At 68.7% G+C, this 13,795-nt stretch carries 9 protein-coding genes; 6 read left to right on the forward strand and 3 right to left on the reverse strand.

Annotation, left to right across the window (positions count from 1 at the left end):
- Window positions 1–29 precede the first annotated feature (29 nt).
- Window positions 30–470, reverse strand: coding sequence for a hypothetical protein (locus KY501_RS42295; protein WP_224369797.1), 441 nt, complete (start codon window positions 468–470; stop codon window positions 30–32).
- Window positions 471–561: 91 nt separating this feature from the next.
- Between KY501_RS42295 and KY501_RS42300 the strand changes: the two genes are divergently transcribed.
- Window positions 562–1,245: a hypothetical protein gene (locus KY501_RS42300; RefSeq protein WP_224369799.1), complete on the forward strand. Its 684-nt coding sequence runs from the start codon at window positions 562–564 to the stop codon at window positions 1,243–1,245.
- 106 nt (window positions 1,246–1,351) lie between these two features.
- On the opposite strand, the gene KY501_RS42305 is transcribed toward KY501_RS42300, so the two are convergent.
- Window positions 1,352–2,974: an ABC-F family ATP-binding cassette domain-containing protein gene (locus KY501_RS42305; RefSeq protein ID WP_224369801.1), complete on the reverse strand. Its 1,623-nt coding sequence runs from the start codon at window positions 2,972–2,974 to the stop codon at window positions 1,352–1,354.
- Between the two features lie 187 nt (window positions 2,975–3,161).
- Between KY501_RS42305 and KY501_RS42310 the strand changes: the two genes are divergently transcribed.
- The 4 genes from KY501_RS42310 (at window position 3,162) to KY501_RS42325 (ending at window position 10,533) form a co-directional block, all read left to right on the forward strand.
- A complete protein-coding gene (locus KY501_RS42310; protein WP_224369803.1) occupies window positions 3,162–5,615 on the forward strand; it encodes an ABC transporter permease in 2,454 nt (817 codons plus the stop codon).
- Between the two features lie 113 nt (window positions 5,616–5,728).
- The gene (locus KY501_RS42315; RefSeq protein WP_224369805.1) at window positions 5,729–8,182 is read left to right on the forward strand and encodes an ABC transporter permease; all 2,454 of its coding nucleotides are present in this window, start codon (window positions 5,729–5,731) and stop codon (window positions 8,180–8,182) included.
- Window positions 8,183–8,452: 270 nt separating this feature from the next.
- The gene (locus tag KY501_RS42320; protein ID WP_224369807.1) at window positions 8,453–9,427 is read left to right on the forward strand and encodes an NADPH:quinone oxidoreductase family protein; all 975 of its coding nucleotides are present in this window, start codon (window positions 8,453–8,455) and stop codon (window positions 9,425–9,427) included.
- 35 nt (window positions 9,428–9,462) lie between these two features.
- Window positions 9,463–10,533, forward strand: coding sequence for a hypothetical protein (locus tag KY501_RS42325; protein ID WP_224369809.1), 1,071 nt, complete (start codon window positions 9,463–9,465; stop codon window positions 10,531–10,533).
- A gap of 40 nt (window positions 10,534–10,573) precedes the next feature.
- Here KY501_RS42325 and KY501_RS42330 read toward each other — a convergent pair whose 3' ends face one another.
- Entirely contained in the window at window positions 10,574–12,505 is a 1,932-nt protein-coding gene (locus KY501_RS42330) for an ABC-F family ATP-binding cassette domain-containing protein (protein ID WP_224369811.1), read from the reverse strand.
- A gap of 379 nt (window positions 12,506–12,884) precedes the next feature.
- Here KY501_RS42330 and KY501_RS42335 point away from each other — a divergent pair, with 379 nt between their 5' ends.
- On the forward strand, window positions 12,885–13,775 hold the full coding sequence (locus KY501_RS42335; RefSeq protein ID WP_224369813.1) for a hypothetical protein: 891 nt from the start codon (window positions 12,885–12,887) through the stop codon (window positions 13,773–13,775).
- Window positions 13,776–13,795: the final 20 nt, after the last annotated feature.

Here is a 13,795-nt window from a genome sequence, read left to right on the forward strand (position 1 = left end):
GCCGAGGAAATGCCACGTGGGGGGTAGGGTCACTTCCCCCGGGTCAGCTCGGTGGCGAGGAACATTCCGGCCTCGGCCAGCCCGACGCTGATCATCTTCCGGCCCTGCTCGGACTCCATGACGCGGCGGGCGGCGTCTCCGGCGGTGCCGATCTCCAAATCGAGCAGCATCATGAAGGCGCTCCAGGCGGGGGTGGGCTCCACGGCGCGGCCGTAGCGCAGGGGGCGCTCCTCGAGGGTGGAGAACACCTTCTCCAGCAGGCGCTGTTCGTCCAGGCGCTTCACACGGCTCTTCATGGCTTCCCAGGTGGCGGCCAGAAGGTCCTCCCAGATGCTGCCGGCGAGGGCGCGGGTGAGGCGTTGGGAGGCCTCCTGCTCGTCGATCTGGTGGGCTTTCGCATAGGTGGGAACGAGCCGGTTCACCACCACGGGGCGGGTGGCGAGGTGTCCCAGCCGAGGGGGGTATCTCACGCGCGTGTTTCCTCCTCCGGGGGCCCCGAGGAATGTCAGACCTGCCCGGTAGTCTCTACCCATTCCCGCAACGGCAAGGAAGGGTCGATTCATGACTGAAATCCGTGAGAATCCGTGCGTCTCGGTCAACAAGCTGGGGCAGTACCTCACCGCGACGCCGGCGCTGCGCAAGCGCATCATCCACGCGCAGAAGAACCCGCCGGACCCGCAGTATTTGCGCTATCCCGAGGCCGCGCAGGCCATCGTCGAGTTCCTGTGCGGAGGCCGGGATGAGGTCATCCTGCGCTACCACCAGCGGCGGATGCTGAACGCCACGCCGGAGTCGGACTTCGATGCACACCGGCTGTCGCTGTGCGCCGAGGCGCTCCAGCGTTTCCTGGTGTCGGCCAACGAGCTGGCGCTGACGAACGCGGTGGCAAGCCCTGCGGATGCGGAGCTGCCGCCCATGGAGCTCTCGGGGGTGACGATCAACGTTCGCCCGGAGCTCATCCTGCGCAGCGTGGACCGGTATGGGGAGATGCACTCGGGCCTGCTGAAGCTGTACTTCTCCAAGCACACGCCGCTGACCGAGCAGTCCGGGCAGTACATCGCCACGGTGCTCCACATGTACGCGGAGCAGCACTTGCAGCAGCGGGGGCCGGTGGATCACCGCCTGGTGCGCGTGTTCGACGTGTTCGCGGGCAAGGTGTACGTGGCGCCCAAGGCTCAGCAGCGCCGGCTGGGCAACCTGGAGCTGGCGTGCGCGGAGATCGCCGCATGCTGGGGCGTGAACTGAGCGTCGGTTCTCAGTCCTGAAGTCCTGACATGAAGAGGGCGGCCGGTGGACAGGAGCCACGGCCGCCCTTTCTCTTTGCAGCACTTGAGCTTCGTGTCTCGCCGGCTCAGTTCCGCAGGCCCGGGGCCTCGTGGCCTGTGCGCGCCACGTACTCGGTGTAGCCACCGCCGTACTGGTGCACGCCCTCGGGCGTCAGCTCCAGCACCCGGTTGGAGAGCGCCGCCAGGAAGTGCCGGTCGTGGCTCACGAAGAGCATGGTGCCCTCGTAGTTGGCCAGCGCCGTAATCAGCATCTGCTTGGTGGCCATGTCCAGGTGGTTGGTGGGCTCGTCCAGCACCAGGAAGTTGGGCGGATCGTAGAGCATCTGCGCCAGCACCAGCCGGGCCTTCTCTCCACCCGACAGCACCCGGCACTTCTTCTCCACCTCGTCCCCCGAGAAGCCGAAGCACCCGGCCAGCGCTCGCAGCGAGCCCTGGGAGGCCCGCGGGAAGCGCTCCATGAGCGACTCGAACACCGTCAGCTCCCCCTTGAGCACCTCCATCGCGTGCTGGGCGAAGTAGCCCATCTTCACGCTGGAGCCCACCGTCACCGCTCCGTCATCCGGCTGAGACTCGCCGGAGATGAGCTTGAGCAGCGTGGACTTGCCCGCGCCATTCACCCCCATCACACACCAGCGCTCGCCCCGGCGCACCAGGAAGTCCAGCCCCGAGTAGATGCGCCGCTTGCCGTAGCCCTTCACCACCTGCTCCAGCTTCGCCACGTCGTCACCCGAGCGCGGGGGCGGTTGGAACTCGAACACCAGCGTCTGCTGGCGCTTGGGCGGCTCCACCTTTTCGATCTTCTCCAGCTTCTTCACTCGGCTCTGCACCTGCGCCGCGTGCGAGGCGCGCGCCTTGAAGCGCTCGATGAACTTCAGCTCCTTGGCCAGCATCGCCTGCTGCCGCTCGAACTGCGCCTGCTGCTGGCGCTCGTTCTGCGCGCGCTGCTTCTCGTAGAAGTCGTAGTTACCCGAGTACGTCGTCAGCGAGCCGCCGTCGATCTCGATGATCTTCGTCACGATGCGGTTCATGAACTCGCGATCGTGGCTCGTCATCAGCAGGGCGCCCTCGTAGCCCTTGAGGAAGTTCTCCAGCCAGATGAGGGACTCGAGGTCCAGGTGGTTGCTGGGCTCGTCCAGCAGCATCGCGTCCGGCCGCATGAGGAGGATGCGGGCCAGCGCCACGCGCATCTTCCACCCGCCGCTCAGCGCTCCCACGTCCCCGTCCATCATCTCCTGCGTGAAGCCCAGGCCGGCGAGGATCTCCCGCGCGCGGCCCTCCAGCGCGTAGCCGCCCAGCTCCTCGTAGCGGCCCTGCACCACGCCGAAGCGCTCGATGAGCTTCTCCATCTCATCCATGCGCTCGGGGTCCGCCATGGCGGCCTCGAGCTCCTTGAGCTCGGAGGCCACCTTCGACACCGGGCCGGCGCCGTCCATCGTCGCGGACACCGCGCTCAAGCCCGTCATCTCCCCGACGTCCTGGTCGAAGTAGCCGACTGTCACGCCCCGGTCGACGGAGACCTGGCCCTCGTCCGGATGCTCGCGCTGCATGACCATGCGGAAGAGGGTGGACTTGCCTGCGCCGTTGGGGCCCACCAGGCCAATCTTTTCGCCCCGGTTGAGTTGGGCGGAGGCCTCCACGAAGAGGATTTGCTGGCCGTGCTGCTTGCCGATGTTGTCGAGCCGGATCATGGATGTTCGAAGGAATGAGAGGCGGCCTACCTAGCACAGACCCCGCGTCTGTGGAGGGAGATGGCCTGCAACCCGCGACGAGGGCCCAGGCTTCCCCCAGCAGCCGGGCATCCCACCGCTCCGCACCTCGGGCGGTGAAATCGAAGTCCCACCTCCCCGTAGGGCTGCTGACCGGACAGGGGTGCCCATGGCCGCGCTGCTCGAAGACATCCGTTTCGCCGTTCGAATCCTCCGCAAGAATCCGGGGTTCACCGCCGTCGCCATCCTCACGCTGGCCCTGGCCATCGGGGCGAACACGGCCATTTTCAGTGTCGTCAACGGCGTGCTGCTGCGGCCCCTGCCCTTGGGGGAACCCGACCGGCTGTTCCAGGTGGTTCGCCGCGCGACCGATGGTGTGGGCACGTCGATGTCCGTGCCCCAATACGTGTTCTTGACGGGGCAGGGCCAGCCCTTCACGGGTCTGGCGGCGTTCCCGTCGATGAACAGCGGGTTCAACCTGGCGGGAGACGGCATCCCCGAGCGCGTGATGGGCGCACGGGTGACGCAGTCCTTCTTCGACGTCATCGGGGTGCGGCCCGCCGTGGGTCGCGGCTTCCTGGCCGAGGAGGATGTGGTGGGCGGAGCCCATGTGGCGGTGCTGGGGCACGGCCTGTGGCAGAACCGGTTCGGCGGCAGCCCGGACATCGTCGGCCGCTCGGTGACGCTCAATGGCGACACCTTCACCATCGTCGGCGTCGCGCCGCCCGGCTTCAGCTATCCGGACGCTGCGCAGCTCTGGACTCCGCTGCAACTCGATAGATCGAGCACGGAGGATGCGCACTACCTGGCCGTGGTGGGCCGGTTGAAGCCGGGGGTGGAGCCGGAGCAGGTGAGCGCGATGCTCTCCGTGCAAGGCGACCAACTCCGCGCGAACCGGGCCGGCGCGCTGTCTTCGGAGGTCAAGCTCGACGCCGAGCAGCTGCAGTCCCTCCACTCCCGGCACGTGCGGCCGGCGTTGCTGGTGCTGCTGGGCGCGGTGCTCCTGGTGCTCCTCATCGCCTGCGTGAACCTGGCCAACCTGCAGCTCGCCCGAGCCGCCAGCCGGGAGCGGGAGCTGGCCGTGCGCACGGCCCTGGGGGCCAGCCCTGCCCGAATCATGCGCCAACTGCTCACCGAGAGCGTGCTGCTGTCCACCCTGGGTGGAGCTTTGGGGCTGCTCCTGGCGACCTGGAGCATTCCCGCGCTGTTGGCCCTTGCACCCGAGGGGCTGCCCCTTCCGGAGGCGGTGGGCATCGATGGGGCCGTGCTGGCCTTCACGCTCGGGGTTTCCCTCCTCACGGGCCTGCTCTTCGGCCTGCTTCCCGCGCTCCAGGCCGCCCGGCCGGACCTGCAGGGCTCTCTCAAGGTGAGCGCGTCGCGAGCCACCTCCGGGCCTGGCGGACACCGCACGCGCAAACTGCTGGTGGTGAGTGAGGTGGCGCTCGCTGTCATCCTCCTCGTCGGCGCCTCGCTGCTGGTGAAGAGCTTCGTGGCCCTGAATGCCACGTCTCCCGGAATCGACACGGAGCAGGTGCTGACGATGAAGCTCTCGGTGCCCGATGGGCGCTATGGCAACCCGGAGGCGCTGCAGTCCTTCTTCCAGCGCGTGCTGGAGCGGGTGCAGGCCCTGCCCGGAGTCCAGGCGGCGGGCTATGCGGCCACGCTCCCGTTCGAGGATGGCGCGGACATGATGTTCGCCATCGAGGGCCGCTACCAGGGGCCGGGGAGCAAGGAGGGGGAGGGGGATGCGTACTACCGGCCGGTGACGCCCGGATACTTCCAGGCGCTGAAGATCGAGCTGGTGCGCGGGAGGCTGCTGAACGACACGGATCGGCACGGCAGTGCGCCCGTGGTGGTCATCAACGAGGCCGCGGCCCGCAAGTACTGGCCGGGGCAGGATCCCATCGGTCAGCGCATCATCATCGGCCACACGGTCCCGCAGATCGCGGACAAGCAGGCTCGGGAGATCGTCGGCGTGGTCCGGGACGTGCGTGAGCGGGGCCTGGAGCGAGAGGCCCCCTCCATCACCTACCTGCCGCCCGGGCAGATGCCCGAGGGGCTCTCGACGATGCTGGTGCGCCTGCTGCCACAGAGCCTGGTGGTGCGCGCTCCGGGAGACACCGCGCCGCTGGCCGCCGCCGTGCAGCGGGAGATCTGGGCGGTGGACTCGATGCAGCCGGTGACGAACGTGGAGCCCATGGCGAGGATCGTCACCCGCTCGATGGGTTCGCAGCGCTTCAACACGTTGCTGCTGGGGTTGATGGCGGGCCTGGCGCTGGTGCTGGCGGCGGTGGGCATCTACGGCGTGCTGTCCTACCTGGTGACTCAGCGGACGCGGGAGCTCGGGGTGCGCCTGGCGTTGGGGGCCACCCGGGGCGAGGTGGTGAGGCTCGTCCTCGGCCAGGGGTTGTCCACGGTGGGGGTGGGGGTGGTCCTGGGCCTCGTGGGGGCCTTCGCGCTCACGCGGCTGCTCGAGCGATTGCTGGCCTACGTGAGCACGCTGGACCCGGTGGCGTTCGTCTCGGCTCCGCTGGTGCTGGTGGGCGTGGCGCTGGTGTCCACCTGGCTGCCGGCGCGCAGGGCCTCGCGCGTGGACCCCATGGTGGCGCTCCGGTACGAGTAGTCGCGGAGAGCAGGACTCTCCGTCCTTCTCCCGGGGGAGCAGTATTTTTCGGCCTGTTGCCATGAGATTTTCTCGCCAGACCCCTGTCGGGAGGGGTACCTGGAGTGGTGTTCATGGCAGAGCTGCGGGACGATCTGCGATTCGCCGCCCGCCTTCTTCGCAGGAGCCCGGGATTCACCGCGCTCGCCGTCCTCTCACTGACCCTGGCCATCGGGGCGAACACGGCCATCTTCAGCGTCGTCAACGGGGTGCTGTTGCGGCCGCTGCCGTTCCTGGAGCCGGAGCGCTTGTTCCGGGTGATGCGGCACGACGTGGGCCGGGATGACGCGCCGCTCTCCGTGCCCCAGTACGCGTACCTGCTGAGGCAGGGGCAGCCCTTCTCTGGGCTGGCGGCCTGGCCCGTGGTCGACGCTGGCTTCAACCTGAGCGGGGAGGGCCCTCCGGAGAGCATCGTCGGCGCTCGGGTGACGCCCTCGTTCTTCGAGGTGCTCGGCATCTCGCCCGTGTTGGGCCGTGCCTTTCTGCCGGAGGAGGGCGCCGAGGGCGGGCCGCGGGTGGTGATTCTGGGGTACGAGTTGTGGCAGCAGCGCTTCGGGGCGCAGGCCACCGTGCTGGGGCGCTCCATCACCCTGAACGGCGAGGGCTACACCGTCGTGGGGATTGCGCCGCCGGACTTGCACTCCCCTCGCCAGGCGCAGCTATGGACGCCGCTGCGGATCAATCTGGCGACCACGGAGGATGCGCACTACCTGGTGGTGGTGGGCCGGTTGAAGCCGGAGGTGGAGCCGGAGCGGGTGGACGGCCTGGTGAGGGCGCAGGGCGAGCAGCTCCGCGCCCGCCGGCCGGAAGCGCTGCGCTCGGGGCAGTGGCTGGAGGCGGACCGGCTCCAGTCCGTGCGGGTGCGTGGCGTCAAGCGGGCGCTGCTGGTGCTGCTGGGCGCGGTGGGGCTGGTGTTGCTGATTGCGTGCGTGAACATGGCCAACCTGCAGCTCGCTCGAGCCACCCGTCGGGAGCAGGATCTCTCGGTATGCTCGGCGCTGGGGGCGACTCCGCGCCGCATCGCGCGCCAGATGCTCACCGAGAGTGTGCTCCTGTCCTGCGCCGGAGGAGCGCTGGGGCTGGGGCTGGCCGCGTGGACGCTGCCCACGCTGCTCGCGCTGGCTCCGGAGGATTTGCCTCGGCCGGACGAGCTCCGCATTGATGGAGTGGTGCTCCTCTACACCCTGGGCGTCTCGCTGGCGGCGGGGGTGTTCTTCGGGCTGTTGCCCGCGTGGAGTGCCTCGCGGATGGATTCGCGGGGCTTGCTCCGCGTGAACGCGATGCGGGTGACGCCAACGACACCGCGGGGGCGTGCCCAGTGGGTGTTGGTGGTGGGGCAGGTGGCGCTCGCCGTCATTCTGCTGGTGGCGGCCGCGCTGTTGGGCAAGAGCTTCGTGCTGCTGAGGAGTGTGGCGCCGGGCTTCGACTCGCAGGATGTGCGCACGGTGAAGCTGTCGCTGCCGGAGTCCCACTATGGCAGCCCCGAGGCACTCGAGTCCTTCACGCAGCAGGTGCAGGCGCGGCTGAAGGGGTTGCCGGGGGTGGAGTCGGTGGGCTTCACGCTGACGCTCCCGCTGGAGCCCGGGCTGCGGCTGGAGTTCATCGTTCCGGAGCGCAAGGAGGGGCCTGGCAGCGTCGAGGAGATGGGGAATGCGCTCTACCGTCCGGTGACGCGCGGCTACTTCGAGGCGTTGAAGATCGAGCTGGTCCGCGGGCGGCTGCTGGACGATCTGGATCGCAGTGGAGGCCCTCCGGTGGCGGTCATCAACGAGGCGGCGGCGCGCCGGTACTGGCCGGGAGAGGAGCCCCTGGGGAAGCAGCTCCTCATGGGGAGCGCGATTCCGGAGATCGCCGACCCGACGCCTCGGGAGATCATCGGGGTGGTGCGGGACGTGCGCGAGCTGAGCCTGGATCAGGCGGCACCGCCCATTGTCTACGTTCCCCTGGGGCAGATGCCCATGGGGCTGCTGTCGCGGTTCGTGAGGACGCTGCCGCAGAACCTGGTCGTGCGGACATCGGGGCAAACCCATCATTTCTCGGAAGCGGTGCGGAAGGAGATCTGGACGGTGGACGAGATGCAGCCGGTGGCGGATCTCGGACGCATGGATCAGGTGATCGCGCACTCGCTGGAGCAGCGGCGCTTCAACACGCTGCTGCTGGGGTTGATGGCGGGCATGGCGCTGGTGTTGGCGGTGGTGGGGCTTTACGGCGCGCTGTCCTATCGCGTGAGCCAGCGGACCCGGGAACTCGGGGTGCGCCTGGCGCTGGGGGCGAGCCGGGGGGCGTTGGTGTGGCTCGTGCTGCGGCGGGGACTGTTCGCGGTGAGTGCCGGGGTGTCGCTGGGGCTGGCGGCGGCCTTCGTGCTCGCGCAGTTGTTGGATCGCCAGTTGTACGCCGTGAGCGCGTGGGATCCCGCCGCCTTCATGGGGGCGCCAGCGGTGATGATTGTCGCGGCGCTCGTGTCCACGGTGCTGCCCGCGTTCAGGGCGGCGCGGGTCGATCCCATGGTGACGTTGATGGCGGAGTAGCGGCTCGGTTGAACAGCGGCCTGCTGGCCTGCGTGTGGGGATGAGGGGCGTCGCTCAAGGAGGGGCGACCTTCATGGCGCATCCCCTCGGGCGGCGGCCATGAAGCGAACTGGTATGACAGGCATGCCAGTTGGCTCGGACCTCGCCCGGAGGGAGCCTCCTTCGTGCCTGCGGTGGAGAACTTGAGCGGACGATGCTTGACGAGGCGTCCGGCGCGAACCAGAACGCCGGACACTCCGGCGGGTGTTCCTCCGGAGAGGAGGAGGCGACATGCGCGCACTGCAGCTTCAGCGGCTGGAGGGCCCCGATGGGCTCCAATTGGTGGACCTTCCGGAGCCCGAGGCGGACGATCAGGTGCTCATCGACGTGGCGGCAGCGGGAGTGAGCTTTCCCGACCTGCTGCTGACGCGAGGGCTGTACCAGATGAAGCCACCGGTGCCGTTCGTTCCGGGAGTCGAGGTGGCGGGCGTGGTGCGCCGGGCTCCGGCGGGTGCGGAGGTGAAGGCGGGGGATCGGGTGATGGCCTTCATCATGTTCGGAGGCTTCGCCGAGGTCGTGAAGGCCCCGCCGGAGATGGCGTTCCGCATCCCGGACCGGTGGAGCATGGAGGCGGCTGCGGGCATGGTGATGAACTACCACACGGCTCACTTCGCGCTGCACCGGCGTGGGCGGCTGAAGAAGGGAGAGACGGTGGTGGTGCACGGCGCCGCGGGAGGCGTGGGAACGGCGACGATCCAGGTAGCGCGAGGGGCTGGGGCGCGAGTGCTGGCGGTGGTCAGTGACGAGCGCAAGGCCGAGGTGGCGCGGCGGGCCGGAGCACAGGAGGTGGTCCTCTCCACGGGAGACTGGGTGCAGCAGGTGCGCGAGAAGACGGACGGGCGCGGCGCGGACGTGGTGATGGACCCGGTGGGCGGAGACATCTTCGACAAGAGCCTCAAGTGCCTGGCGCCCGAGGGCCGGTTGCTGGTGGTGGGCTTCACCAGCGGACGCATTCCGGAGGTGGCGGCGAACCGGCTGCTGCTGCGGAACATCGACGTGGTGGGAGTGGCGTGGGGGGCGTTCCTGATGAATGATCCCGCGCTCACGCCGGCCATCGCGAAGGATCTCGCTGCGCTCGCGGAGCAGGGCATCGTCGAGCCACTGGTCGGCCCTGTGTACCCTCTGGAGCAGGGCGCACAGGCGCTGAGAGACCTGGAGCAGCGGCGTGCCACCGGAAAGGTCGTCCTCCGAGTGCGGCTTGGCTAGCAGGAGGTATAGGCTCTCCCCCCGAGAGGTGACTCATGCGAGCGCTGGCACTGTTGACGTTGATGGTGATGGCGGGCTGCGGGAGTTCGGGGGGAGGGACACAGGATGGCGGCCCAGACGGAGGTTCTTCGCCGGAACCGGATGCGGGGACCGGACCGAGCACAGGAGGCGCGTGCGCGGCGGGTCAGTTGTTCGAGCAGTGCCACCCCTGGACCACCGACGTATCCGGGCTGACCAAACACTCCCAGTCGGACACCATCATCCAGGCGTTGAGTGCTGCCGGTGGATGGGGTTCGGGGAACTTCCGAACGGATCGCAGCCTGGTGGTGTTGAAGGCTCCGGCGGGCACGCCGTTTCGCGCATTCACGCCTACCGACGACTTCTACACTCCCGACTGCGACCAAGTGCCCTTCCCGGTTCCTGCCGGGGGGGCGCTCGAAGGGGAGAGCGGGTACGCCTGCACCGGCGACGGTGACTGTCACCTGCTGGTGGTCGACGAGCCCGGCAAGAAGCTCTACGAGATGTGGAGGGCCGACATCACGGGTTCCAGCACGGCACAGTTCCAAGGCGGCTGCGTGGCGGTGTGGGATCTGACCAAGGCGTATGGCAGTACGCTCCGTGGGAAGGGCTGCTCCTCGGCGGATGGAGCTGGCTTCCCCATCGCAGGCATGATCGCCAATGCGGACGAGGTGTACTCGGGAGAGGTGAAGCACGCGCTGCGCTTCATCCTTCCCAACGCGCGCATCCGCGACGGCATCTACGTTGCGCCTGGGACGCACTCCACGTTTCCCACGAGCGGTGGGCCTGACATGCCGCCCTACGGTGTTCGCTTCCGGCTCAAGTCCAGCTTCAACGTCAATGGCCTGGCCTCGGCGGGGGCGCGCACCCTCGCGAAGGCCTTGCAGCGCTACGGGATGTTCCTCTCGGATGGGGGCAACATTCCCCTCACGCTGGCCAGCGATCGCTTCACCACACACAAGTGGAGCGAGGTGGGCATCACCAATGATCTGGCACTGGCCTCGCTGGCCGTCACGGACTTCGAGGTGGTGGACATGGGCGCGCCTGTCGACTGGAACGCCGACACCGATTGCTACCGCAACCCTTGAGGGTGCTCTTCGCGGGTAGGGAGGTGCCCCCGCTTGGACGTCAGGAGCCGCTGACGAGGTTCTGCAGCTCCTGCCAGCGCGTGTACAGCCGATCCACTTCGGAGGAGGCCGCCTCCAACTCGCGCTGGATCTCCGGCACCTTCGAGGCGCTGCTGTAGACGGCCGGGTCCGCCAGCTTCGCCTCCAGCTCCGCCTTGCGAGTCTCGGCGGCCTCGATCGCCGCCTCCATCCCGTCCAACTCGCGTTGCTCCTTGTACGAGAGCTTCCCAGGCTTGCGCGCCGGCTTTGCGGGCTCGGAGGGCGCTGGGGCAGGGGACTCCTTCTTCGGCGCGGTTGGTGCGGCCTCGGCGGCCCGGGTTGCCTCGGCCTGGTCCTTCAGCCGCCGGTACATGGCGTAGTTGCCCTCGTACCGGACGACGCGCCCTTCACCCTCGAAGGCCACGATGGACGTGGCCACCTTGTCCAGGAAGTACCGGTCGTGCGTCACCAGCAGCACGCTCCCGGTGAAGCTCAACAGCAGCCCTTCCAGGACGTTCAGCGTGACGATGTCCAGGTCGTTCGTGGGCTCGTCCAGCACCAGCACGTTGGCGCCTTCCAGGAACAGCCGCGCCAGCAGCAGCCGGTTGCGCTCGCCTCCGGACAGCGCCCCCACCTTCTGCTTCTGCATGGGGACGGGGAACAGCAGATCGTCCAGGTAGTCGCGCAGGGCGATCTTCTTGTCGCCGATCTCCACCCAGTCCTCACCGGGCGAGGCCGCCTCGTACACTGTCTGCTCTGGATCCAGCGAGGCCCGGGTCTGGTCGTAGTACGCGACCTTCGTGTTCTTGCCGATGACGAGCTTCCCGTCATCCGGAGGCAGTTCGCCCAGCAGCACGCGCAGGAAGGTCGTCTTGCCCGCGCCGTTGGGACCCACGATGCCCACGCGCTCGCCGCGCTGGAGCCGGAAGTCCACGTTCTTCAGCACGCGCCGCTCGCCGAAGGACTTGTTCACGCCCTCCGCCTCGATGACGGTGTGTCCCAGCCGAGGCGCCGCCAGCACCTGGAGCGCCGCCACCTTCGGACGCTCGAATCCTCTCTCCGCCATCAGCTTGCGCGCGCGATCGATGCGCGCCTTGCTCTTCGTGCGCCGGGCCTCGGGGCCTCGCCGCAGCCATGCCACTTCCTGGGCGATCCACCGCTCGCGCTTGTGCTGGGCGAGGGCCGCGTTCTCCTGAGCGACCAGCTTCTGCTCCACGTACGCTTCGTAGTTACCGGGGTACGAGACGACGCCCTCGCCAGGCTGGATCTCGACAATCCGATCCACCAGCCCGTCCAGGAAGTAGCGATCGTGCGTCACCAGCAACAGCGAGCCGGGGAGCTTGTCCAGCTCCTCTTCCAGCCAGTCCACCGTGTCCGCGTCCAGGTGGTTGGTGGGCTCGTCCAACATCAGCAGCTCCGGCTGCGTGAGCAGCGCCCGGGCGATCGCCACGCGCTTGCGCAGGCCTCCCGAGAGCTGCGCCACCGGCCGCTCCCAGTCCTTCACGCCCAGCCGATCCAGCAGCGTCTTCGCGTGGTGTTCCGTGCCCCAGCCGCCCAACTGCTCGATGCGGTCCGACAGCGCGGACAACTGCTCCAGCAGCTTCTCGTGCGCCTCGGCGGGAGTGGTCTCCAGCTTGCGGCTCAGCTCCGCGTGGGCCGTCAGGGCCTCCTTCAGTGGCCCCTGCGCCACGGACAGCTCCGAGGCGACCGTGGAGCCCTCGGGGAACTCGGGCTCCTGGGGCAGGTAGGTGACGCGAGCGCCTCGGCGCAGCTGCAGCTCTCCCGCATCCGGGCGAGACACCCCCGCGAGGATCTTCATCAGCGAGGACTTGCCTGAACCATTCACGCCCACAAGGCCGACGCGCTCTCCCTCCTCGATGGTGAGGGTGAGTCCCTCGAAGACGGTGCGGCTTCCGAAGGTGAGCTGGACGTTGGCGGCGCGGAGAAGGGTCACGGGCCCCTCTTTACCTCAGAGCGAGACCGCTGGGAGGCGCCCCGAGCGGAGCCCTTTCACCGCCTGCCTGCCCCGTCTCAACCCGCCTCGCACTTTTTTGCGACGGCTGGCGGCGGGCGCTGTCACACCCTCGAGGCTCCAAGAGATGAGCCGTGGAGGGTTCATGCATTCCCGACGAGAGTGGTCCTTGGCCCGTTCATCCCACCTTTGCCGCACACCCGCCGTGAGAGCGGCAGCCACCGAAGGCTCCCTCTCGGCTCGTTCCCTCATGGTGCTGGCCGCTGCATGGACGCTGGCCGTCGGGTGTGGCCCCGAGAGTTCGGTGCTCCCGAGCCCGGCAGGCTGGGGGGAGCAAGCGACCTCGGGGACTCATGCGCTCGTGTCCACGCCCCCTATCGCCGCATGGAATACCGGGGGGCAGGTGGACACCCTGGTCGTGCCCGAGGGACAGACTCGCGCTGAGTTTCAACTGTGGGGCGCTGGGGGTGGCGGCGGCGCTCCAGGGGCGGGTGGTGGTGGTGCCTGGCTTCAGGCGTCGTTCCCTGTCACCGCTGGAGACACCCTCGAAGTCCGCGTCGCCAACGGAGGCGAATCGATGGGAGGGGGAGGGGGGGCCTCGTATGTCCTGCGCAACGGGCAGGTCATGCTCATCGCCGCGGGGGGCGGTGGCGGAGGCGTTGACGGATGTGGCGGGTGCTCGAAGACGAGCGATCCTCTGGCAGGAGCCGGCGGCGCGGGCGGTGCCGTGGGTGGCAACGGCCAGAACGGGCGCGCCAACAACCACGTCAAGACGGGCTCGGGAGCGGGAGGCGGAGCCACCCAGACGGCTGGCGGCTCCGCGGGCATCAGCAACGATCAGAGCCCCTTCAAGACCGCCTGTGCCAGCAATGGGCTGGCAGGTGCCGCCAACCAGGGAGGCGCGGCACGCAGGTGCACGCTCATCACCCAGGCCGCCATCGGGCACCTGGAAGGCTATGGCATGGGCAATGGCACGAGCGGGGGAGGGGGCTCGGGCTGGTTTGGCGGGGGAAGCGGAGCCCAGAAGTGGACGTACAGCGGCGGAGGCGGCGGAGGCGGCGGAGGCGGCTCTTCGTGGGCGCACTCCAGTGCGACGCTGCTGGCCACGCAAGCGGGATCCTCCTGGCAACCGGGAGGGACCAGCTCGCCTGACTACGCCAACTCGGCCGGGCTGGGGGGCGCACCCCGGCTCCAGCCCTTCGATCCTTTGCCGCTGCCGGGCTCCGCGGGCCTCATCACTCTGAGGTGGTAGAGCCCCCGCTTAGAGCCACT

This window comes from Hyalangium versicolor (assembly GCF_020103695.1).
Classification (GTDB): Bacteria; Myxococcota; Myxococcia; order Myxococcales; family Myxococcaceae; genus Hyalangium; species Hyalangium versicolor.

Bases quoted from the DNA above. Each gene is read 5' to 3' on its own strand.
- KY501_RS42325 (WP_224369809.1), top strand. From the start codon at position 9,463: ATGCGAGCGCTGGCACTGTTGACGTTGATGGTGATGGCGGGCTGCGGG.
- KY501_RS42305 (WP_224369801.1), bottom strand. From the start codon at position 2,974: ATGATCCGGCTCGACAACATCGGCAAGCAGCACGGCCAGCAAATCCTC.
- KY501_RS42310 (WP_224369803.1), top strand. From the start codon at position 3,162: ATGGCCGCGCTGCTCGAAGACATCCGTTTCGCCGTTCGAATCCTCCGC.
- KY501_RS42315 (WP_224369805.1), top strand. From the start codon at position 5,729: ATGGCAGAGCTGCGGGACGATCTGCGATTCGCCGCCCGCCTTCTTCGC.
- KY501_RS42300 (WP_224369799.1), top strand. From the start codon at position 562: ATGACTGAAATCCGTGAGAATCCGTGCGTCTCGGTCAACAAGCTGGGG.
- KY501_RS42320 (WP_224369807.1), top strand. From the start codon at position 8,453: ATGCGCGCACTGCAGCTTCAGCGGCTGGAGGGCCCCGATGGGCTCCAA.